Below are 20,602 nucleotides of genomic sequence, written 5' to 3'. Positions count from 1 at the left end.
CCCGTGGCCGCCCGCGACGCGGAGGATTTTACCGCTTACTTGCCGGCCTTTTCGAGCTCTTTGTCGAGCTCCGGCAGGATGGTGAAAAGGTCGCCGACGAGGCCGTAATCGGCGATCTGGAAGATCGGTGCCTCCTCGTCCTTGTTGATGGCGACGATGATCTTCGAATCCTTCATGCCGGCGAGGTGCTGGATTGCGCCGGAGATGCCGACCGCGACATAGAGCTCGGGCGCGACGACCTTGCCGGTCTGGCCGACCTGCCAGTCATTGGGGGCATAGCCGGCGTCGACCGCGGCGCGCGAAGCACCCATTGCGGCGCCAAGACGATCCGCCACCGGCTCGATCACCTTGGCGAAGTTCTCGGCCGAAGCGAGCGCGCGCCCGCCCGAGACGATGATCTTGGCCGAGGCCAGCTCCGGCCGGTCGGACTTGGCGACCTCCTCGCCCTTGAAGGACGAGCTGCCGGGGTTTTCCGCCGCCGAGACGCTCTCGATCGGGGCGCTGGCGGAGCCGTCGCCTGACGCCGCGAACGAGGCGCCGCGCACGGTGATCACCTTCTTGGCGTCAGTGGACTGCACGGTCTGGATGGCGTTGCCGGCATAGATCGGCCGCTCGAAGGTATCGGCCGAGACGACCTTCGTCACCTCCGAGACCTGCATCACGTCGAGCAGCGCGGCGACGCGTGGCATCACGTTCTTGCCGGTGGTCGTGCCAGGCGCGACCAGCGCGTCATAGTTCGGCGCTAGCGAGACGATCAGCGCCGCTAGCGGCTCGGCGAGGCGATGCTCATAGGACGCGTCGTCGGCGAGCAGCACCTTCTCGACGCCGTCGAGCTTGGCCGCGGCCTCGGCGACCGCCTTGGCGTTATGGCCGGCGACCAGGACATGCACCGGCGCGCCGAGGTCCTTGGCGGCGGTCAGGGCCTTGCGGGTGGCCTCGTTGAGGCTCTTATTGTCGTGCTTGGCGAGCAGCAGCGTGGTCATCAGATCACCCCGGCGGTCTTGAGCTTGGAGACGAGTTCGGCGGCATTGGCCACCTTGACGCCGGCCGAGCGCCCGGCCGGCTCGGCCGTCTTCAGCACCTTGAGGCGCGGGGCGATGTCGACGCCGAGCGCCTCCGGCGTGGTCTCATCAAGCGGCTTCTTCTTCGCCTTCATGATGTTGGGCAGCGAGGCATAGCGCGGCTCGTTGAGGCGCAGATCGGTGGTGACGATCGCCGGCAGCTTGAGCTGCACGGTCTGCAGGCCGCCATCGACCTCGCGGGTGACGTCGGCAGAGCCGCCATCCAGAACGACCTTGGACGCAAACGTGCCTTGCGGCCAGCCGAGCAGCGCCGCCAGCATCTGGCCGGTCTGGTTGCAATCGTCATCGATCGCCTGCTTGCCGAGGATGACGAGTTCGGGCGTCTCCTGCTCGACGACCTTCTTCAGCAACTTGGCGACCGCCAGCGGCTCGGTGGCGGCGTCAGTCTTCACCAGGATGCCTCGGTCGGCGCCCATGGCGAGGCCAGTGCGGATCGTCTCGGCGGCCTGCGCCGGCCCGACCGAGACCACGATCACTTCCGTGGCCTTGCCGGCTTCCTTGAGCCGCAGCGCCTCTTCGACCGCGATCTCGTCGAAGGGATTCATCGACATCTTCACATTGGCCAGCTCGACCCCGGAACCGTCGCCTTTCACGCGGATCTTCACGTTGTAGTCGACCACTCGTTTCACTGGCACAAGTATCTTCATAAGGGCGTCACCGATTGTGGAGAGATGCGATCTGATGCCGATCCGCCGGCCAAGCGATGGCCAGCATCGCCGCACCCGGCTGAAATGCGGACGGACCGTAGCGACGGGGATTTGCGCTTGTCAACGCCATGAAAGTCACGGCAGCACCCGCATGCCACGCCCGAACAGCCGCTGCTCGCGCCTAATCAGAAACGGCGTCAGGGCCGCCCCGGCGCCGAGCCCGCCGAGATGCGCCCACCAGCCGACGGCGCCCTGCTGGTCGAACAGCGCCGAGAGCAGCTGGAACAGGATCCAGGCGCCGAGCGCATACATCGCCGGGATGTGCAGCGGGATCGCCTTGAAGGCGAGGCCCCAGATCCGCACCCGCGGATAGAGCATCAGATAGGAAGCGATCACGCCCGAGATCGCCCCGGACGCGCCGATCAACGGCTGCTCCGATTCGGGGTTCATCAGCGCATGCAGCAGCGCCCCGGCCATACCGCAGAGCAGGAAGAAGATGAGGAAGCGTAGATGACCCATCGCATCCTCGACATTGTCGCCGAAGACCCAGAGGAACAGCATGTTGCCGATCAGATGGGCGAAGCTGGCATGCAGCACGATGCCGGTCATCAGCGTCAGCCACGGCGGTGCCTTGAGCAGCTCCGGCGGCAATTGCGCCTCGCCGAACAGCACGGCGGGAATCGTGCCGAAACCGGCCAGGACCGCGACCTCGCTGGCTTCGCTGGTCCAGTGCATCAGCATGAGCCGCAGCACGATGCAGAGCGCGATCAGGAAATAGGTGACATAGGCGACGCGGATGAAGCGCATCGGCACGCCGTCATGCAGCGGCACGAACATCGGGTCAGCGGTTCTGGCCGGGCGTCCAGAGCACGTCGCCCCCAGCCCTGGCATTGAGGTGGCGCGAGGCGACGAAGAGGAAATCCGAGAGCCGGTTGATGAACTTCAAAGCCGGCTGGGCGACGCTCTCGCCCTCCTCCTGCGACAATTCGACCATGAGCCGCTCGGCCCGGCGGCTGACCGTACGGGCGAGGTGCAGCTGCGCCGCGCCGGGCGTGCCGCCCGGCAGCACGAAGGAGCGCAGCGTCCCGAGCGGCCGGTTGAGTTGATCGATCTCGGCCTCGAGCCGGTCGACCTGCGCCTGCACGATGCGCAGCGGCTCCCATGCCGGCTTCTCGCCGGTATCGGGCGAAGCCAGCTCGGCGCCGAGGTCGAAGAGATCGTTCTGGATGCGGCCGAGCATCGCGTCGAGCTCGGGATCCTCGCCGGCGCAATGCAGCCGGGCCATGCCGATGCAGGCATTGGTCTCGTCGACCGTGCCATAGGCGGAGACGCGCAAGTCGAATTTCGGCCGGCGCGCGCCGGTGGCGAGCGCGGTGGTGCCATCGTCGCCGGTGCGGGTGTAGATGCGGTTGAGAACGACCATGGCGAAGTTATAGCGCACCGCAGCATCGGCGGAAGGGGCAATCTCACCCCATGGACAGGGGCAGAAGGCCCGGCTCTTTCAATGTCTCCAGCGCGATCTCCGAACGCACCCGCGCGACGCTCTCATGCGGCAGCAGCACCTCGTTGACCAGACGCGCCAGTTCCTTGAGGTCGCCGACCGCGACCTTCAGCATGTAGTCGGCCTCGCCGGTCAGCGCATGCGCCTCCAGCACCGAAGGCGTCAGCTTCACCAGATCGCGGAAGCGTCGGGCATTGTCGCGCGAATGGGTGTTGAGCGCGACATGGATGAAGACCGTGACGGAGAGCCCGATAGCCTCGGGATCGATCAGGGCGCGATAGCCGCGGATGGCACCAGAATTTTCCAGCGCCTGCCGCCGCCGCGAGACCTGGCTGGCGGAGAGGCCGACGCGCTCGGCGAGCGCGCCATTGGTCAGCGAGGCATCCTGCTGCAGGGCTTCGAGCAGGCGCCAGTCGAAAGCGTCGAGCTGCGGCATTCCGTGAGCCTTCCAGCATTTCCATGCACGTTTCGTGCAAATTCAATCCGATAGCTCGGAATTTTGCAAACCTTTCGCCGTGCGGATGCGCGAGAATTGCCTACCATTCGATTTCAGGAGGACGCATATGGGCCCGTTCCCGCACGATTCCGCCCCGCCGGCCATCTCCGACGCCAACCCGATGGGCACCGACGGCTTCGAATTCGTCGAATACGCCCATCCCGAGCCGGAGAAACTCGGCGCGCTGTTCGAGACCATGGGCTTCACCAAGGTGGCGAAGCACCGTTCCAAGGACGTCACGCTTTATCGCCAGGGCGACGTCAACTTCATCGTCAATGCCGAGCCGGAGTCCTTCGCTCAGGGCTTCGCCGCCGAGCACGGCCCCTGCGCCTGCGCCATGGCCTTCCGCGTCGTCGACGCCAAGCATGCCTTCGAGCGCGCGGTGTCGCTCGGCGCCGAGCCCTATGAGAGCAAGGTCGGCCCCGGCGAGCTCCAGATCCCGGCGGTGAAGGGCATCGGCGGCTCGCTGCTCTATTTCGTCGATCGTTATGGCGAGAAGGGCTCGATCTACGACGTCGACTTTGAATGGCTCGGCGAGAGCGACCCGGCCCCCGAGCAGGCCGGGATGTATTATCTCGATCACCTCACCCACAACGTCATGCGCGGCCGCATGGATCACTGGGCCGATTGGTATGGCGAGCTCTTCAATTTCCGCGAGATCCGCTTCTTCAACATCGAGGGCAAGCTGACCGGCCTGATCTCGCGGGCGCTGACCTCGCCCTGCGGCAAGATCCGCATCCCGATCAACGAATCGCTCGACGACAAGAGCCAGATCGAGGAGTACCTGCGCCAGTACAAGGGCGAGGGCATCCAGCATGTCGCGCTCGGCTCGCGCGACATCTACGCGAGCGTCGAGCAGCTCCGGCAGAACGGCTTGCCCTTCATGCCGTCGCCGCCCGAGACCTATTACGAGAAGGTCGACGGCCGCGTGCCGAACCATGGCGAACCGGTCGCCCGGCTCAAGGCCAACGGCATCCTGATCGACGGCGAGGGCGCGGTCGCGCTCGGCTCCAAGGAAGGCCGGATGAGCAAGGTGCTGCTGCAGATTTTTTCGGCCACGGTGGTCGGCCCGATTTTCTTCGAGTTCATCCAGCGCAAGGGCGATGACGGCTTCGGCGAGGGCAATTTCCGCGCTCTGTTCGAGTCGATCGAGGAGGATCAGATCCGCCGCGGGGTGTTGAAGCCGCAGGCGGCGGAGTAAGGCGTCTCACGCCGCCAGCCGCGGCGCCGCCATCGCCTCACGCAGCGCCTGCGCGAAATGACGCGCGGCTATGCTGGCCTGCGGTGCGATCACCAGTGCGACCGAGAGTTCGAACAGCGCCGGCAGGTTCTCGGACGCCTCCAACCTACGCAAGGATGCGGGCGCGGCGCTCTCGGTGATCGCGGTGACACAGAGGCCCGCCTCCACCGCCGAGAGCAGGCCGGCCATGTGCGATGACGAGAACACCAGCCGGTGGGGCCGCTCCGCCGCCTGCAGCGCATTGAGGATGCGCGGGCGCGCCCGGCAGCCCTCGTTGAACAGGCCGAGCGGCAGGACCTCGCTGAGCTCCGGCCGGTGTCCACGCGCCGCGACCCAGACCAGAGGCTCGCGCCTGAGGCGGTCCCCCTTGGGCCGGCCGGGGTCCTGTGTGATCACCGCGAGGTCGAGCTCGCCCGCCGCCACGGCCGGCTCGATCCGCTTCGAGAGCTCGCAATGCACCTCGATCTCGACGCGCGGATGCTCCTCGGCGAAACGCACGATCAACGGTCTCAGGTAGGCATCGACATAGTCGTCCGGCAGGCCGATGCGCAGCCGGCCCACCGCCTTGTCGCCGTCGAGCTCGGCCCGCGCCTCGCGCTCGATCGCGAGCAGGCGGCGGGCCTGCGCCAGCAGGCGCTCGCCGGCTTCGGTCGGCGTGACGCCGCGGCGCGAGCGTTCCAGCAACTGCTTGCCAAGCGTGGCTTCCAGATCCTGGATGCGGCCCGAAACGGCAGATTGCGTACGTCCGAGCCTCGCCCCGGCGGCCGTGAACCCGCCGGTCTCGGCGACGGCGACCAGCATGGCGAGCGCATCGAGATCGAGATGGGTCGACATCACCGCTCCATCGGAAACGACAATAGATAAATCAGGATAATCCGTTTTTCCGATGGCTGGAAGCACCCTATGTTTGCGGCATTAGAACAGCCCTCATCCTGAGGAGCGATCGCAGTTCGCTCCTCAGGATGAGGGCAGTGACATTCATCTCTGAAAGCCTACCTCATGTCCGCCCCGATCCTTGCCGTGCCTGATCGTCCCGCCGTGCCAGCGCTCGGCATGTTCCTGGTGCTGCTGCTCGGCGCGACCTGCATCGGCTTTTCCGGCATCTTCGTGCGCTTCGCCGATGTCGGCCCAGCCGCCGCCGGCTTCTGGCGCATGGCCTTCGCCCTGCCGGTGCTCGCCGCCTGGATGGCGCTGGAGAACCGCCGCGACAGCGCTGCCGGAATGAAGCCCGGTGCCATGCTGCCGATCGCGCTCGCCGGCCTCGCCTTCGGCGTCGACGTCGTGCTCTACAACGCCTCGCTCGGCTTCACCTCGATCGCCAATGCCTCGCTGCTCGGCAATCTCTCGCCGGTCGGCGTCATTCTCGGCGGCTGGCTGCTGTTCCGCGAGAAGCCGACGCGGCGCATCCTGGGCGCCCTGCTGCTCGCGATCGGCGGCGCCGGCCTGCTGGTGCTGCCGAAGCTGTCGGGGAGTGCGACGCCGCTCTCAGGTGCCGGCCTGTTCGGCGACGGCCTCGCCATCGGCGCCGCCTTCTCCTACGCCGCCTATATCCTTGCCGTCCGCCGCGCCCGCAACCGCGCTGCCGCCGGCCGTATCGGCCTGATCTCCAGCGCGATCTGCGCCATCTTCTGCATCGTCGCGGCACTCGGCCTCGGCGAGACCATCCTGCCGCAGAGCCTGACCGGCTGGCTCGCAGTCGCCGCGCTCGGCCTGGTCTCGCATGCCATGGGCCAGGGCCTGATCACGCTGGCGCTCGGCCATTACGGCGCCAATGCCGCCTCGTTGGTCATGGTCTGGCCGGCGCTGGTCTCGGTGCTCGCCGCCTGGGCGATCTTCGCCGAGCAGCCCTCGCCGGCCCAGGCCTTCGGCGGCGTCGCGATCCTGGCGGCCGTGCTGATGGTGCGGAAGGGATAAGGGCACCCTTCCGCCGCCTTCGTCTCACGGTCTCAGTTCCCGGTGGCGTAACGCAGGATCACCGTGCCGTTCTTGAGCGGCCGGCTCTCCAGCAGCTCGAGCTTCTGCAGCTCGCCGCTGGCCTTGAAGAGCGGCGTGCCCGCGCCGAGCCGCACCGGCACGACCGCCAGCATCAGCTCGTCGATCTGCTTGGCTGCCAGCAAAGAGTCGATCAGTTCGGCACTGCCGAACACAAGCACGTCCTTGCCCGGCGCCGCCCGCAGCTTGGCGATCTCGCCGACGATGTCGGCGGTGACGCGGGTGTTGTTCCAGTCGGAGCTCTGAACGCTGCGCGATGCCACCAGCTTGGGCAGAGCATTCATGTAGCGCGTGACCTCGCTGTCCTCGTTGGCATTGGTCGAAGTCCAGTAGGCCTTCATGCCGTCATGGGTGACGCGGCCGAAAACCAGCACCTGGGCGCGTTGGCCGAACTCCTTGCTGAGCGCATCGAGCTCCTCGCCCCAGGCGTCGTTGTGAAACGACAGATCCCATTTTTCTGCCCCCTCGAAATAGCCGTCCAGCGTCACGAGGTTCCAGACGATCACCTTGGCCATCGCATCCTCCTTGCGGGCGATTTGCCCGTCCGTAGAAACTGCTTGCGATTTGCAAGCAGTTGGCTTCTAGCGAAACCGATTGTATAATGCAAGCAGTTTTGGAGAAGCGCATGAAAGAGACCGGCCGCTCGGGGTGCCCGATCAACCTGACGCTCGAAATCCTCGGCGATCGCTGGAGCCTGATCGTCCTGCGCGACATGATGTTCGGCAATCGCCGGCATTATCGCGAGCTGCTGGCGAAATCGGACGAGGGCATCGCCTCGAACATCCTCGCCGACCGGCTGAAGCGGCTGCTCGACAACGGGCTGATCTCGCGCCGCGACGACGCCAGCCACAAGCAGAAGGGGATCTACAGCCTGACCGAGATGGGAATCTCGCTGGTCCCGGTCTTCGCCGCCATGGCCGATTGGGGCCGGCGCTTCCTGCCGGTGACGCCGGAGATGTCGATTCGCGCCGAAATTCTGGCCGAGGGCGGGCCTCCCCTCTGGAGCAAGTTCATGGACGAGCTGCGCTTTCTCCATCTCGACGCGCCGCAGCCGACGCAGTCAGTCCTGGATGAGCTGACCGCAGCCTATCGTGAGGCGGTTGAGCGCAAACGCGTCGTCGAGGCCGAGCCGGAGGTCATGTGAGGCCGCGCCCGAGCTGCTGATCTGGCATCCCCAATGATCAAAATCGCTCCTGAGACGTTTAGCCGGCAGGAGGTGCGATCATGATGCGACATTGCCTGACGACAGCGTTTGCCGCGGCGGCGCTGCTGACCCTGGCGCAGCCTGGCATCGCCGAGCAGGAGACCGCCGGCGAGGCGAGCTTCCTTAGCTCCCTGGAGGGCCGCTTCAGCGGCAATGGCACACTTCAGAATGCCGGCGGCAGCAGCCGTTCGCTGAAGTGCCAGTTCAATGGCGACCAAGATGGCGCACGCGTCAGCCTCGACGGCAGCTGCAGCACCGCCGCGATCTTCAGCGCGACGATCCGGATCGAGCTGCGCCACGATCCGAAGACAGGCCGTTATGCCGGCACCTTCAGGGAGAGCACCGGCACGGTGGCGAGCCTCTCCGGCCAGCGGCAGGGCCAGCGGCTTACGCTCGCGTTCAACGAGACGGCGGAGAGCGTCCGGCCGAACCCGCCGGCGACCCTGACGATCTCGCGCCGGCAGAACGGCGTCGCTTTAACCCTGCGCGGCAGCCAGCCGGGCCGGGGGCAGGCGCTCGACCTGTCGCTGCGGGAGAATTGACGCGATTGAACTACGCGATCCGTGGCGTCGGAGACAGCCTCTATCCGTCGGGCCACTGCAGGAGGCCAGGCCCCGCTCGGGCCGCCGAGTAGAGCCTGACGGAGCCGACCTCGGCGATCTTCCGCAGCGAAATGTCGGGCGCGAGCGCATCGTCGAGGTCGATGTGGGAGATCACATGGCTGACGATATCGGGCGGGAGCCATGCCAGCGCCGCCGCGACATCGGCCAATGTCTGGGATGTGGCAGTGTCGGGAAGGTCCTGGAACTCGGGTATCCTCTTGACCCAGAAGTTCGAGAAGACCTGCGTCGGCAGCACGTTTCGCCCCGCCAGATGTCTGAGCAGCAGATGAGGATGCTGGACGAAGACATGTGCCTCTGAGGCCGGGACGGGCTGGAGAGTTGAAACCAGTCTGGCGAAACGCCGGGCGCGCTCGATCGCATCAGGCCGCGTCTCCTCGACCGGGGGCACGAAAAGCACGATCGCATTCGCAGGTATCGTCTTGGTGATCTGGGCATAAACAGCGTCGAGGTCCCTGAGCGGTGCCCAGAAATAGAATAGAAGCCCGAGCTTCGCGGCGATGATGCCAGCGAGAAGCGCGGTCACGCCTGCTTCCGGCCTGGAGGCGCTCGGCGAGGGGCCGCGCACGAAGACCGCGATGATCGTCACGATCGCGGGAACGAGGCGCCGGTCCACCGCGCCGACACTCATCAGGTCCTTGGGCATGACGACGAACAGGAGACAGCACACCAGCAGCCCGGCCAGTTCGCAACGGCTGACAATCAGGCCGCGACGCCAGGCCAGCCAAGCGATCGCGCCGAGAACCAGGAGCGAAAGGAGGTATTCGAGCGACAGGTTGGTCGTCTTTCCGACAGTGAAGACGCCGGTGATCTTCGTGGCGAGATGCCACTCCGTCCGGCCCGTCTGGCCCGGCTCCATGACCATCGTCAGCACCACCACGAGGATGGCCGAGAGCCAATGTGATTTGAGCAGGTTCGCGCTGTCCGCGAGCCGCCCCTCGCACCAGTCGTCATGGGCGGCGACCAGGAGCATGCCGAAGCAGAAGCAGACATAGAGCATCACCGGAAAGATGCTGGTCAGGCACATCGCGACCACGATCAAGGCCTGGCTGACGACGAAGCCGGCTGACGGAGCCCGGTGTTGCTCGATCGCCCGGTGAAGCGCGACGAACATGATCCCGAGCCCGAGAATGTAATTGAAGAGGCCCCAATAAAGCGGCTCGGAATAGGCTGCGAGAAGGATGATGAGCAGCAGCTGCAGGTCGGTCCGCTCCCCCCGCTGCTGGCGCCACCAGATCGCCGCGAAGATATAGGCACCGATCGCCAGGCAGATGAACAAGGTCAGCGCCACCGCGGGAGAGACGACCTTGCTCAGAATGCCGGTGACCACGTCGATCGTGAGATTCGGATAGAGGTCGCCGCTGGCACGGAAGAACTCATTTCCGACGTCTCCCGCCAGCATCGCCTCCCAGAGCGTCACCCGGAAAAAATGGTTCGGTCCGTCGACGAAGAAGATCCCGCCCGAGATCAGGATCGGCAGGGTCGCCGCCAGAATGACGAGGGCTGCGCCGCCGTAAGGCGACTGCCGCACCGGCAGGTAGACGGCGCCGCGTCCATCTTGGCGCTGGCTCCCCGGGACTCCTGCTGCATGCTGATCTTCCATCGCGGAACAGTAGGGCATTACCGCTCGCAGGACGCAGCCGTGCAGAATAGGTAGCTCGTCATAGGCCGCCGAGGCCCACTCAATCGGCCTCTGCCAGTGGACGCCCGTGATCCAGCTACTCGGCCGCCAATCTTGGCGGCGGCAGCCTACCGGCCATCGCCTTGGCGCTGGCTTCGCCCGGCGTCTCCTCCTCGCGGATCGCTTCCCACCGGCTCTCATCCTCGGCCTTGCCGAGGAAGCGGCCGAAAATCCAGCCGGTGAGCCGGCCGAGATCGTCCATCACCACATAGAACGACGGCACGAAGACGAGGCTGAGCACGGTCGAGACGATCAGTCCGCCGATCACCGCGATCGCCATCGGCGCGCGGAACTCGCCGCCGTCGCCGACGCCATAGGCCGAGGGCAGCATGCCGGCGCCCATGGCGATCGTCGTCATCACGATCGGGCGCGCGCGCTTCCGCCCGGCTTCGAGCAGCGCGTGCAGGCGATCGGAGCCGCGCCCGACCTCCTCGACCGCGAAATCGACCAGCATGATCGCGTTCTTGGTGACGATGCCCATCAGCATCAGCAGGCCGATATAGACCGGCATCGAGACCGGATTGTTGGTGGCGAGCAGCGCGATCACCACGCCGCCGAAGGAGAGTGGCAGCGAGAGTAGGATGGTGATCGGCTGGAAGACCGAGCCGAACAGCAGGATCAGCACGGCGAGCACCAGCATCAGGCCGGTGGTCATGGCCTGGACGAAGCCCTGCACGACCTCGCCCTGGATCTCGGCGTCGCCGGTGGCGGCGATGCGCACTCCCTGCGGTAGGCCGACTTGCTTGACGATCTCGTGGAACTTCTCCTGCGCCGTGCCGAGCTCGAAGCCGCGCTTCAGGTCGGCGCCGATCGTGGCGCGGCGCTCGCGGTCATAGCGGTCGATCGAGCTCGGGCCCTCGCCGAAATCGATCTGGGCGACGGCTGTCAGCGGGATCGAGACGCCACTGGCATTGGTCACGCGCAAGGCTGCGATGTTGCGGATGTCGGTGCGGGCTTGCTCGTCGAGCTGCACGCGGATCGGCACCAGCCGGTCGCCGGCATTGAACTTGGCGAGATTGGCGCCGATGTCGCCGATGGTGGCGACGCGGATCGCTTCCGAGATCGCCTCCGGCGTGACGCCGAGGCTCGCCGCCTGCTCCAGATTCGGCGTGACGCGCAGCTCGGGACGGCCGAGCGAGCCGGCCGAGGCGACGTTGAGATAGCCCTCGACCCGGCGCATGCGCGCCTCGATCTTCGCCACCGCTTCGTCGAGCGCATCGCCGTCCTTGGACAGGATGGAGAATGCCATCTCGCGCTCGCCGCGCTCGTTGACGTACCAGGCACGGACATCCGGCACGGCAGCCAGCTTCTCGGCGATGGTGACCTTGAGCTCCTTCTGCGCTATGTCGCGCTCCGCCTTCGGCTTCAGCAGGATGAAGACCGCGGCGCGGCGCACCTCGCGCTGGCCGGTCGGCGAGGCGCCGCCGAGCACGAAGACGCGCGTCACCTCGGGAATCTCGCGCAGCCGGTCGACGATGGTGTCGGTGGCGACGCGGGTGTCCTCCAGCGTCGCGCCGGGTGGCAATTCGACGCTGGCGACGACGCGCGAGGTGTCTTCGTCCGGGATGAAGCCGGTCGGCAGCAATTGCGTCGCCTGGATCGAGCCGATCAGGAAGGCGAAGCCGACCACCAGGGTGAGATAGGCGGTGTTGAACGGCATCGTCCGCCAGCGCCGCGAGCCGTCGAAGCGCGGCAGCAGCGGGATGCGCCGCTTCTTCAGCGAGGCTTCGAGCAACCAGGTGTAGCCGCGCATGACGAAGCCGTCCTTAGGCTCGTCATGCCTGACCGGCTTCATGAGATAAGCCGCCATCATCGGCGTGATCAGCCGCGCGACCAGCAGAGAGAACAGCACGGCGACCGCGACGGTGAGGCCGAACTGGCGGAAATACTGGCCGGCGACGCCGCCCATGAACGAGACCGGCGCGAAGATCGCGACGATGGTCAGCGTGATCGCGATGACCGCGAGGCCGATCTCGTCGGCCGCCTCCATCGCGGCGCGATAGGGCGATTTGCCCATCTTCATGTGCCGGACGATGTTCTCGATCTCGACGATGGCGTCGTCGACCAGGATGCCGGTCACCAGCGTGATGCCGAGCAGGCTGACCAGGTTGAGCGAGAAGCCCATCAGCTCCATCGCCCAGAAGGTGGGGATGGCCGAAAGCGGCAGCGCGATCGCGGTGATCAGCGTCGCCCGCCAGTTGCGCAGGAAGGCGAAGACGACGAGCACGGCGAGCGCCGCGCCCTCCAGCAGCGTCTCCATCGCCGCCTTGTAGTTGCCGTGGGTATAGGCGACGGCATCGTCGATGGGCTTGAGCTCGATCTCCGGATAGCGCTTGTTGAGGTCGTCGATCTTGGCGGCGACGACATCCTTGACCGAGAGCTCGCTCGACCCCTTCGAGCGGAACACCGCGAAGGAGACGACCGGCTGCTTGTCGAGGCGGCCGAAGGCGCGCGGCTCGGAATTCGCGTCCTCGACACGGCCGAGTTCCTTCAGGCGGACTTCGCGAGCGCCGGTGAGCTGGATCTTGCTGTCGGCGAGCTCGGCGACGGTCTTGGCGCCGGCGAGCGTGCGGATCGCCTGCTCCTGGCCGCCGACCTCGCCGCGCCCGCCGGCCAAGTCGACATTGGTCGCGCGGATCTGGCGGTTGACCTCCCCGGCGGTAGTGCCGAGCGCGAGCAGACGGTCTGGATCAAGCGAAACCCTGATCTCGCGATCGACGCCGCCATAGCGCTCGACCCGGCCGACCCCCTTCAGCCCCTGCAATTCGCGCGAGACGATGTCGTCGACATGCCAGGAGAGCTGCTCCAGTGTCATGCCGGGCGAGGCGGCGCCATAGGTCAGGATCGACTGGCCCTCGACATCGATGCGCTGGATCACCGGCTCGTCGATGGTGCGCGGCAGATCGGCCCTGATCTTGGCGATCGCGTCCTTGACGTCGTTGACGGCGCGGTCGGTGTTCACCTCGAGCCGGAACTCGATCAGCGTCACCGAGGAGCCGTCGGTCAGCGTCGACATCACATGCTTGACGCCGGTGATGTTGGCGACAGCGTCCTCGACGCGCTTGCTGACCTGGCTTTCCAGTTCGGCCGGCGCGGCGCCGGACTGCGTCACGGTCACCGAGATCAGCGGCACGTCGATGTTCGGGAAGCGCGTCACCGGCAGCTTCGAGAACGAGAGCAGTCCGAGCACGCAGAGCACGACGAAGAGCAGGATCGACGGAACCGGTTTCCGGATCGACCAGGCGGAGAAATTGACGTTCACGCGCGGCTCCCGTCAGTTCGCCGCGATCGGCGTGATAACGTCGCCGTCGCGCACGAAAGTGCCGGCGCGCGCCACCACGCTCTCGCCCTCCGCGAGGCCGGAGGCGATCTCGGCGCGTCCGCCGCCGATCAGGCCGAGCGTGACCTTGGTCGTCGTTACCCGCCCGTCCCTGACGGCCTGCACCATGGCGCCGCCGCGGGCATAGGTGATCGCCGACAGCGGCAGCACGATCCCGGTCTTGCGGCCGGTCTCGATCACGCCGCGGGCGAAGGAGCCGACGGCGACCGGCGGATTGCCGGTGAGCGAGATGCGCAGCTTGCCGAGCCGCGAGGCCCGGTCGACCTCCGGCGAGATCAGCCGGATCTGGCCGGCGAGCGGCTTGTCGGAGCCGGCCGGCGTGACGGCGACCGCCTGCCCGAGCTTGAGATTGACCAGTTCGACCTCGGCGACGTCGGCTTCGAGCTCGATCGCGCCGTCGGCGATGATCTTGAACAGCGGTTCGGCCGCCGCCATCGTCGCCATTGCGCCGAGGCGAGCATTGCGGCGGCTGACGATGCCGGCCTTCGGCGCCTTGATCTCGGTGCGCGCCAGCCTGACCTCGATGTCGCGGCCTTGCGCCTGCGACAGCGCAAGGTCGGCCTGCGCCATCGCCAGCGCCTGCTTGGCCGAGTTCAGCCGCGCCTGGCTGCCGCGGGCCACGGCGGCGCGCTGGTCGAAGGTCTCCAGGCTGGCATTACCGCTGTCGCGCAGCGCCTTGGTGCGGTCGAAAGCGTTGTTGGCCTGGACGAGATTGGCTTCGGCCTCGACGATCTGCGCCTTGGCCTGGTCGATCGCGGCCTGCGCCTTGGCGGTCTGCGCCTCGTTCTGGGCCCGCTGCACTTCGAGCGTGGTGCGGGACAGCTTGGCCAGCACCTGGCCGGCGGCGACGCGGTCGCCCTCTTCGGCAAGCAGCTCGGTGATGACGAAGCCATCGACCTCGGGCGTCACCAGCACCTCGTCGCGCGCGACCATCGAGCCGGAGACGACGACGCTCTGCACGATCTCGTCGCGCTTCGCGTTGGTGACCGTGATGGCCGGCCCTGTGGAGGGCTGCTGCGTCGTAGCCGCGGAGGCCGGAGCCTGGGCGAATGCCACCGCGGGCGCGCAGATGAGCGCGATCAGCGGCAGCAGGATCAGGGTCTTGGACGATACGGGCATGGTCTGGCTTCGTCTCTAGCAGGTTGGCTCGCCAGCGGGCGGCAGCAGCATGGTCTGCGCCAGTCCCCGCATCGCGGCGATCAGGGCTTCGGCGCCGGCGGCGGCGTCGAAATTCGAATCGACGGCGCGCCGGCAGAAGAAGCCGTCCGCCATCATGAACAGGGCCATCAGAAAACGCGCTTGATCGAGATTGCTCGGCAGCTCGCCACTTCCCACAGCCGCCGCGACGGCGGCGCCGAGGCCTTGCTCGACCACCTCGTCGAAGCTGGCGCAAATCTGTGCCATCTCGGCCGTGCGCGCCGCTTCCGCCCAGATCTGCAGGGCGATGATCGCCTTTTCGCGCGGCTTGCGCACCATATGCTGGCGACCGAGTTCCTCGAGTTGGTCGAGCAGCCCTCCCTTGCTCGGATCGAGGCCGGCGAAGTCGGCCGCGATCTCCATGCGGTCGCGTTCGCTGATGCCGGCGATGATCGCGTCCTTCGAGGCGAAGTAGCGGTAGAGATTGCCCGGGCTCATCCCGGCTTCGACCGCAATGTCGTTCATCGTCGCCGCATGGAAGCCGGCGCGCGCGAAGACGCGTTCGGCCGCATCGAGAATGCGGACATGACGCTCCGACAGGGTGTGCTCGGCCGAGAAGGGGGTGACGACCTGTGACATGCTTCTTCTGAACGACGAGAATGAATGTTCATTCTCATGCCTCAAGCCAGTTCGGAAGTCAACCTGGATCATTACTGCGGGTTGCATTGTGGGGTCGATTATTGATGGAAGATTGCACCAAGCATGCACGGCGCTGACCTCTGCCATGCCGACCCTGGCTTACAATTTGCTTGCAGCACGGGCCGGCAAACCGCATTTTAAGCGTCACCGGCGCGGGAATCCGGCCTCGGGAGCGCAACCGACCATCGCGATGAACGATCTGTCCTATCGCTTCCCGTCCCGTCGCCGCACCCGCCTCGACAGCTTGCCTCCCCGCAAGCCCGTTCTGATCGTGCTGCATCAGGAGCATTCGACGCCCGGCCGCGTCGGCCGCCTGATCGCCGAGCGCGGCCACGCCCTCGATATCCGCAAGCCGCGTTTCGGCGACCCGTTGCCGCAGACCATGCAGGACCATGCCGGCGCGGTGATCTTCGGCGGGCCAATGAGCGCCAACGATCCCGATGATTTCGTCAAGGCTGAGACCGACTGGATCGGCGTCTGCCTCAAGGAGGACTCGCCCTTTCTCGGCCTCTGCCTCGGCGCCCAGATGCTGGCCCGCCATCTCGGCGCGACCGTCTATACCCATGCCGAAGGCCGGGCCGAGATCGGCTACTACCCGCTCAGCCTGACGGAAGCCGGCCATGCCGACGCCACGGCGACCGGCTGCATCTGGCCGGACACGGTCTATCAGTGGCACCGCGAGGGCTTCGACTGTCCGACGGGAGCCGAATGCCTGGCGACCGGTGGCGATTTCCCGGTCCAGGCCGTCCGCGTCGGCCGCAAGGCCTACGGTTTGCAGTTCCACCCCGAGGTGACGCTGGCGATGATGTGCCGCTGGTCGGTGCGCGCCCATGAGCGCACGCTGATGCCGGGCGCGCAGTTGCGCCACCAGCACCTCGCTGGCTGGTACCAGTACGACCCACCCGTGCGTGCTTGGCTCGACCGCTTCCTCGATCACTGGCTGAAAGAGCCGGCCGAGCAGGATCGCACCGCGTGACTCGCAGCGTCATCGTTCTCGGCGCCGGCATGGTCGGCGTTTCCTGCGCGCTCGCCTTGCAGAAGCGGGGCCTCAAGGTGACGCTTGTCGACCGGCGCGAGCCCGGCCGCGAGACCTCCTATGGCAATGCCGGCGTGATCAGCCGCTCCTCGATCATGCCGCTCAACAATCCCGGCCTGTGGAAGAACCTGCCGAAATATCTCGGTAACCGGCATGCGGCCGTGCGCTACCGGCTTGGCCATCTCCTGGCCAATCCCGGCTGGATCCTCGGCTTCCTCAGCGAGGCCAAGCCGGACCGTCTCGCCCCCCGCGTCGCGGCGCTGGAGAGCCTGATCGCCCCTTCCCTGCCGCTGCACAAGCGATTGATGACCGAGGCCGGCATCGCCTGGCGCCTGCGCGACACCGGCTTCCTCGAACTTTGGCGCAGCGAGGAAGGCCGGGCCGCCGCCGAGGCGCGCCGGACCTTCCTCGAAGATCACGGCGTGCGCGTCGAGGCGCTTGATCGCCAGGCGCTGTCGGCTCTGGAGCCGAGCCTGAACCCGATCTTCTCGGCCGCCCTCCTGCACAAGGACAGTGCTTCGGTCGACTGGCCGGGCGCCGTGGTCGAGGCCTATGCCGCGCTGTTCGCCGCCCGCGGCGGCACGGTCCTGCGCCACGAGGTCACCGGCCTGTCGAAGCAGGGCGAAGGCTGGCGCGTCACCACAAAAAGTGCGCAGTACGACGCCGATCTCGCGGTCGTCGCGCTCGGCCCCTGGAGCGCCGATCTGCTGCGGCCCCTCGGCCTCAAAGTGCCGCTCAATGTCGAGCGCGGCTATCATCGTCACTACCAGCCGGCGCAGGGGCGCTTCCTCAACCGCCCGATCTACGATGTCGAAGCGTCCTACATGCTGGCGCCGATGGAGCGCGGCCTGCGCCTGACCAGCGGCGTCGAGCTCGCCCATCGCGATGCCCCCGACGACCATGCCCAGATCGAGCAAGTGCTGCCGCGGGCGCGCGAGGCTTTCCCGCTCACCGAGCCGGCCGAGGACACCACCTGGCGCGGCTCGCGCCCGACCTTGCCGGATTCGCTGCCGATGATCGGCGAGGCGCCGCGCAATCCCGGTCTCTGGCTCGCTTTCGGCAACCAGCATATCGGCTTCTCGACCGGGCCCGTGACGGGGGAGATCCTGGCCGCCCTGGTGTGCGGCGAACCGGCTCCGGCCGACCCGGCGCCTTTCGCGCCGGGCCGCTACCTCTCCTGAACCTCACGCTGGCGCGCCCGGCCGCGCCGGCTCGTTGGTGACAGGCTTGGCCACATTGTCACCAAGGCCGGACCAGTTGACCCTGGCTGTACCGAGCATCAGTGCCGTCAGCGCGATGAAGGCGCCGATCGCCCCCGCCAGCAGGGCGAAATCCTCGGATTTCAAGAGCGCGTAGACCAGCCCATAGCCGGTCGCGAGGATCAGCCCCAAGACCGCGCCGCGCGCAAAGCTGCGCAGGACGAGGCCGATATAGAGCGCGATCAGCGCCGTCGTCGCCGCGGCCGCCGCGAGATAGGCGGTCAGGAAGCCGAGATGCTCGGCCAGCGACAGCAGCAGCACGTAGAACAGCACCAGCGCGAAGCCGACGAGCGTGTACTGGACGGCATGGAGGTTGTCGCGCGCCACCAATTCCAGCCCGAACACGGCCAGGAAGACCGCGCCGACGAACAGGATGCCGTATTTGATGGCGCGTTCGACGAGTTGGTAGAGATCGACCGGCTGGTAGAAGCGGGCGCCGACAGCGCCGGCGAGAAAGGTCACGTCGGCACGCTTGTCATGGGTGAAGGCGAGCGGCAGGTTGCGCGCCAGATGCGAAACCCGCCAGGAGGCCGAGAAGCCGTTGGCGTCGATCACCCGGTCATCCGGCAGATGCGCGCCGGAAAAACTCGGATGCTGCCAGTTCGAGCTCATCCGGAGCGCGCTGTTCTTGGCCAGCGGCACGATCGACAGGCTGCGCGAGCCGTTGAGGTCGAGCCCGACCTCGACCGAAAGCGGCCTGGTCAGGTCGATGCCGCGCAAGGCGGCATGAATGCCGTTGCCGTCGCGGATGCCGGCGCCCAGCGTCGGCTCGAACTCGATCGCGGCTCCGTCGCGGATTTGCGCCATGGCCCGGTTCTTCAGGCCGCGGACATCGCCGACCCCGACGGCGAGCACCGCCTCGTTCCAGAGCGGCTGCACTGTCTCGGAGGTGATCGCCGTGAAATCGGGCGGCAGGAAGCGCGCATTCAGCGCGACCTTGCTGCGATAGACCGGCACGTCGAAGATCGAGCGTCGCCGGATTTCGGTCTGCGCCTCCGAAGAGGCCTGGAGATCGTCGGGCAGGAACACCGCGACCTCACGCGTCGGCGCGGCATTGGCGGTCTTGGGCGGAACCAGATAGGGCACCAGCAGCGCCGGCCCGCCGACGATCTGCTCGCGGCCCCAGGCCTCGCCGATCTCGCGTGCAGCCTGATTTGCGGTGGCCGAGCGCTCGCCGCGCAGGCTGGAGACGAACATCAGCGGAATCAGCAGCAACAGCGCCAGGAAGCCGATGACGAAGAATTTCAGGCCGGGACTGCGCCCGAACCGCCTCGGCGAAATGCCGAGCGACAAGACCGGCGGTTCAGGCTTGCTCTCGGTCTGTTGCCCGTGCTCTTGCGACATGATTCGCCCTCATGCAGTGACTTTGCGTCACGAAGAGAGCGCGGCGTCTTGTCGCGGGCGTGATCGAGTCGAGGCTGAAACCGGCGAAATCGGCGGCGGAATTGGGGTAAAGACTTTGGCTCTGCCGAGGCCCCAGCGTCATTCTCGGGCGAAGCGCAGCGCAGACCCGAGAATCTCATGACGGGAAGGCGCCAACCGGAACCTCCGCCGGCCTGAGATTCTCGGGTCAGGCCCGAGCATGACGCCCTGCAAGCAGCAGGCTCAGACCTGCCTTGCCACCATCATCTTCTTCACTTCCGCGATCGCCTTGGCCGGGTTGAGGCCCTTCGGGCAGGCGTTGGCGCAGTTCATGATGGTGTGGCAGCGATAGAGCCGGAACGGGTCCTCGAGATCGTCGAGGCGCTCGCCGGTGGCCTCGTCGCGCGAGTCGATCAGCCAGCGATAGGCCTGCAGCAGCGCGGCGGGGCCAAGATAGCGATCGCCATTCCACCAATAGCTCGGGCACGAGGTCGAGCAGCAGGCGCACAGGATGCACTCATAGAGGCCGTCGAGCTTCTCGCGGTCGTCCTTGGCCTGCTTCCATTCCTTTTCGGGCGCCGGCGTCGTGGTCTTGAGCCAGGGCTCGATCGAAGCGTGCTGGGCGTAGAAGCGGGTCAGGTCGGGGACGAGATCCTTGACCACCGGCATGTGCGGCAACGGGTAGATCGCGACCTTGCCCTTGCCGCCGCACTCATCGATGCCGGTGGTGCAGGCGAGGCCGTTCTTGCCGTCCATGTTCATGGCGCAGGAACCGCAGATGCCCTCGCGGCAGGAGCGCCGGAAGGTCAGCGTCGGGTCGACCTTGTTCTTGATCCAGATCAGGGCGTCGAGGACCATCGGCCCGCAATCGTCGCGATCGACATAATAGGTGTCGGTGCGCGGATTGGCGGTGTCGTCCGGGTTCCAGCGATAGATCTTGAACTCGGTGACCTTCTTGGCGCCGGCCGGCTTCGGCCAGGCCTTGCCCTCGGTCAGGCGGGAGTTCTGCGGGAGCGTGAATTCAGCCATATCAGATCGCCTTCATCGACTGGCGTGCGCGTTTCCGAGACCGCACCGAGAAAATGAGAAAGCCGCCCACGCCGCCAATGACAAAGCCAGCAGTCCCGATATTGGAATAAACTTCAAAGCGAAGCGCCTGCTCTGGACCCTCATCAAGAGGATATGGGAGGGGGAAGAAGACCTCTCCCAAGAGAGCGCTGACGTTTCCAGCGAACATTGCGCAAACCAGTCCGATGCCAAGAATCCAAGCGCATCCGGCAAGGGCTTTTTGCGCCCGCTGAATCAT

20 protein-coding genes are annotated in these 20,602 nt (G+C 66.6%); 6 read left to right on the top strand and 14 right to left on the bottom strand.

Annotated elements, in window-relative coordinates:
- Positions 1-35: 35 nt before the first annotated feature.
- From ACFPOB_RS00715 to ACFPOB_RS00695, 5 genes are all read right to left on the bottom strand, one after another.
- Entirely contained in the window at positions 36-983 is a 948-nt protein-coding gene (locus ACFPOB_RS00715) for an electron transfer flavoprotein subunit alpha/FixB family protein (RefSeq protein ID WP_377795090.1), read from the bottom strand.
- Entirely contained in the window at positions 983-1,729 is a 747-nt protein-coding gene (locus ACFPOB_RS00710; RefSeq protein WP_377795088.1) for an electron transfer flavoprotein subunit beta/FixA family protein, read from the bottom strand. The genes ACFPOB_RS00715 and ACFPOB_RS00710 overlap by 1 nt, the downstream gene beginning before the upstream one ends.
- A gap of 135 nt (positions 1,730-1,864) precedes the next feature.
- Entirely contained in the window at positions 1,865-2,566 is a 702-nt protein-coding gene (locus ACFPOB_RS00705) for a rhomboid family intramembrane serine protease (protein ID WP_377795087.1), read from the bottom strand.
- A 4-nt stretch (positions 2,567-2,570) separates the two neighbouring features.
- Positions 2,571-3,152 carry a cob(I)yrinic acid a,c-diamide adenosyltransferase gene (locus ACFPOB_RS00700; RefSeq protein ID WP_377795156.1) on the bottom strand — a complete coding sequence of 194 codons (582 nt, stop codon included), beginning with the start codon at positions 3,150-3,152 and terminating at the stop codon, positions 2,571-2,573.
- A 43-nt stretch (positions 3,153-3,195) separates the two neighbouring features.
- The gene (locus ACFPOB_RS00695) at positions 3,196-3,666 is read right to left on the bottom strand and encodes an Lrp/AsnC family transcriptional regulator (RefSeq protein ID WP_377795084.1); all 471 of its coding nucleotides are present in this window, start codon (positions 3,664-3,666) and stop codon (positions 3,196-3,198) included.
- A 127-nt stretch (positions 3,667-3,793) separates the two neighbouring features.
- Between ACFPOB_RS00695 and hppD the strand changes: the two genes are divergently transcribed.
- Positions 3,794-4,927, top strand: coding sequence for a 4-hydroxyphenylpyruvate dioxygenase (gene hppD, locus ACFPOB_RS00690; RefSeq protein WP_377795083.1), 1,134 nt, complete (start codon positions 3,794-3,796; stop codon positions 4,925-4,927).
- 6 nt (positions 4,928-4,933) lie between these two features.
- Here hppD and ACFPOB_RS00685 read toward each other — a convergent pair whose 3' ends face one another.
- Positions 4,934-5,800 carry a LysR family transcriptional regulator gene (locus tag ACFPOB_RS00685; RefSeq protein WP_377795081.1) on the bottom strand — a complete coding sequence of 289 codons (867 nt, stop codon included), beginning with the start codon at positions 5,798-5,800 and terminating at the stop codon, positions 4,934-4,936.
- Between the two features lie 165 nt (positions 5,801-5,965).
- On the opposite strand from ACFPOB_RS00685, the gene ACFPOB_RS00680 reads away from it, so the two are divergent.
- Positions 5,966-6,880 carry a DMT family transporter gene (locus ACFPOB_RS00680; RefSeq protein ID WP_377795080.1) on the top strand — a complete coding sequence of 305 codons (915 nt, stop codon included), beginning with the start codon at positions 5,966-5,968 and terminating at the stop codon, positions 6,878-6,880.
- Positions 6,881-6,912: 32 nt separating this feature from the next.
- Here ACFPOB_RS00680 and ACFPOB_RS00675 read toward each other — a convergent pair whose 3' ends face one another.
- Entirely contained in the window at positions 6,913-7,473 is a 561-nt protein-coding gene (locus ACFPOB_RS00675) for a dihydrofolate reductase family protein (RefSeq protein WP_377795078.1), read from the bottom strand.
- Positions 7,474-7,583: 110 nt separating this feature from the next.
- Here ACFPOB_RS00675 and ACFPOB_RS00670 point away from each other — a divergent pair, with 110 nt between their 5' ends.
- The gene (locus ACFPOB_RS00670; protein ID WP_377795076.1) at positions 7,584-8,102 is read left to right on the top strand and encodes a winged helix-turn-helix transcriptional regulator; all 519 of its coding nucleotides are present in this window, start codon (positions 7,584-7,586) and stop codon (positions 8,100-8,102) included.
- Between the two features lie 80 nt (positions 8,103-8,182).
- The gene (locus ACFPOB_RS00665) at positions 8,183-8,704 is read left to right on the top strand and encodes a hypothetical protein (protein WP_377795075.1); all 522 of its coding nucleotides are present in this window, start codon (positions 8,183-8,185) and stop codon (positions 8,702-8,704) included.
- A gap of 40 nt (positions 8,705-8,744) precedes the next feature.
- Here ACFPOB_RS00665 and ACFPOB_RS00660 read toward each other — a convergent pair whose 3' ends face one another.
- The 4 genes from ACFPOB_RS00660 to ACFPOB_RS00645 all read right to left on the bottom strand — a co-directional run bounded on the left by ACFPOB_RS00660 (position 8,745) and on the right by ACFPOB_RS00645 (position 15,579).
- Complete coding sequence (locus ACFPOB_RS00660; RefSeq protein WP_377795074.1) at positions 8,745-10,403, bottom strand: hypothetical protein; 1,659 nt, start codon at positions 10,401-10,403, stop codon at positions 8,745-8,747.
- A 97-nt stretch (positions 10,404-10,500) separates the two neighbouring features.
- Positions 10,501-13,725, bottom strand: coding sequence for an efflux RND transporter permease subunit (locus ACFPOB_RS00655; protein WP_377795073.1), 3,225 nt, complete (start codon positions 13,723-13,725; stop codon positions 10,501-10,503).
- Positions 13,726-13,737: 12 nt separating this feature from the next.
- The gene (locus ACFPOB_RS00650; protein WP_377795072.1) at positions 13,738-14,922 is read right to left on the bottom strand and encodes an efflux RND transporter periplasmic adaptor subunit; all 1,185 of its coding nucleotides are present in this window, start codon (positions 14,920-14,922) and stop codon (positions 13,738-13,740) included.
- Positions 14,923-14,937: 15 nt separating this feature from the next.
- The gene (locus tag ACFPOB_RS00645; protein ID WP_377795070.1) at positions 14,938-15,579 is read right to left on the bottom strand and encodes a TetR/AcrR family transcriptional regulator; all 642 of its coding nucleotides are present in this window, start codon (positions 15,577-15,579) and stop codon (positions 14,938-14,940) included.
- Positions 15,580-15,829: 250 nt separating this feature from the next.
- Between ACFPOB_RS00645 and ACFPOB_RS00640 the strand changes: the two genes are divergently transcribed.
- Together ACFPOB_RS00640 and ACFPOB_RS00635 are read left to right on the top strand one after the other, a co-directional pair.
- Positions 15,830-16,615 (top strand): glutamine amidotransferase, encoded by a 786-nt coding sequence (locus tag ACFPOB_RS00640; RefSeq protein WP_377795068.1) that lies wholly within the window; start codon positions 15,830-15,832, stop codon positions 16,613-16,615.
- Entirely contained in the window at positions 16,612-17,856 is a 1,245-nt protein-coding gene (locus ACFPOB_RS00635; RefSeq protein ID WP_377795066.1) for an NAD(P)/FAD-dependent oxidoreductase, read from the top strand. The genes ACFPOB_RS00640 and ACFPOB_RS00635 overlap by 4 nt, the downstream gene beginning before the upstream one ends.
- Before the next feature lie 3 nt (positions 17,857-17,859).
- Here the strand turns inward: ACFPOB_RS00635 and creD are convergent, their stop codons facing one another.
- The 3 genes from creD to ACFPOB_RS00620 form a co-directional block, all read right to left on the bottom strand.
- Positions 17,860-19,278: a cell envelope integrity protein CreD gene (creD, locus tag ACFPOB_RS00630; RefSeq protein ID WP_377795064.1), complete on the bottom strand. Its 1,419-nt coding sequence runs from the start codon at positions 19,276-19,278 to the stop codon at positions 17,860-17,862.
- Between the two features lie 261 nt (positions 19,279-19,539).
- Positions 19,540-20,325: a succinate dehydrogenase iron-sulfur subunit gene (locus ACFPOB_RS00625; RefSeq protein WP_377795063.1), complete on the bottom strand. Its 786-nt coding sequence runs from the start codon at positions 20,323-20,325 to the stop codon at positions 19,540-19,542.
- 1 nt (position 20,326) lies between these two features.
- Positions 20,327-20,602, bottom strand: coding sequence for a hypothetical protein (locus tag ACFPOB_RS00620; protein WP_377795061.1), 276 nt, complete (start codon positions 20,600-20,602; stop codon positions 20,327-20,329).

This window comes from Allobosea eneae, from assembly GCF_042657265.1.
GTDB classification, from domain to species: Bacteria; Pseudomonadota; Alphaproteobacteria; order Rhizobiales; family Beijerinckiaceae; genus Allobosea; species Allobosea eneae.
The sequence above is the reverse complement of the archived record's forward strand: the minus strand, read 5'-3'. Positions and strand labels throughout refer to the sequence as shown.

Bases quoted from the DNA above. Each gene is read 5' to 3' on its own strand.
- ACFPOB_RS00620 (WP_377795061.1), bottom strand. From the start codon at position 20,602: ATGATTCAGCGGGCGCAAAAAGCCCTTGCCGGATGCGCTTGGATTCTT.
- ACFPOB_RS00675 (WP_377795078.1), bottom strand. From the start codon at position 7,473: ATGGCCAAGGTGATCGTCTGGAACCTCGTGACGCTGGACGGCTATTTC.
- ACFPOB_RS00710 (WP_377795088.1), bottom strand. From the start codon at position 1,729: ATGAAGATACTTGTGCCAGTGAAACGAGTGGTCGACTACAACGTGAAG.
- ACFPOB_RS00645 (WP_377795070.1), bottom strand. From the start codon at position 15,579: ATGTCACAGGTCGTCACCCCCTTCTCGGCCGAGCACACCCTGTCGGAG.
- ACFPOB_RS00715 (WP_377795090.1), bottom strand. From the start codon at position 983: ATGACCACGCTGCTGCTCGCCAAGCACGACAATAAGAGCCTCAACGAG.
- ACFPOB_RS00670 (WP_377795076.1), top strand. From the start codon at position 7,584: ATGAAAGAGACCGGCCGCTCGGGGTGCCCGATCAACCTGACGCTCGAA.
- ACFPOB_RS00650 (WP_377795072.1), bottom strand. From the start codon at position 14,922: ATGCCCGTATCGTCCAAGACCCTGATCCTGCTGCCGCTGATCGCGCTC.
- ACFPOB_RS00660 (WP_377795074.1), bottom strand. From the start codon at position 10,403: ATGCCCTACTGTTCCGCGATGGAAGATCAGCATGCAGCAGGAGTCCCG.
- ACFPOB_RS00700 (WP_377795156.1), bottom strand. From the start codon at position 3,152: ATGGTCGTTCTCAACCGCATCTACACCCGCACCGGCGACGATGGCACC.
- hppD (WP_377795083.1), top strand. From the start codon at position 3,794: ATGGGCCCGTTCCCGCACGATTCCGCCCCGCCGGCCATCTCCGACGCC.
- ACFPOB_RS00695 (WP_377795084.1), bottom strand. From the start codon at position 3,666: ATGCCGCAGCTCGACGCTTTCGACTGGCGCCTGCTCGAAGCCCTGCAG.
- ACFPOB_RS00705 (WP_377795087.1), bottom strand. From the start codon at position 2,566: ATGTTCGTGCCGCTGCATGACGGCGTGCCGATGCGCTTCATCCGCGTC.
- ACFPOB_RS00640 (WP_377795068.1), top strand. From the start codon at position 15,830: ATGAACGATCTGTCCTATCGCTTCCCGTCCCGTCGCCGCACCCGCCTC.
- ACFPOB_RS00685 (WP_377795081.1), bottom strand. From the start codon at position 5,800: ATGTCGACCCATCTCGATCTCGATGCGCTCGCCATGCTGGTCGCCGTC.
- ACFPOB_RS00625 (WP_377795063.1), bottom strand. From the start codon at position 20,325: ATGGCTGAATTCACGCTCCCGCAGAACTCCCGCCTGACCGAGGGCAAG.
- ACFPOB_RS00680 (WP_377795080.1), top strand. From the start codon at position 5,966: ATGTCCGCCCCGATCCTTGCCGTGCCTGATCGTCCCGCCGTGCCAGCG.
- creD (WP_377795064.1), bottom strand. From the start codon at position 19,278: ATGTCGCAAGAGCACGGGCAACAGACCGAGAGCAAGCCTGAACCGCCG.
- ACFPOB_RS00665 (WP_377795075.1), top strand. From the start codon at position 8,183: ATGATGCGACATTGCCTGACGACAGCGTTTGCCGCGGCGGCGCTGCTG.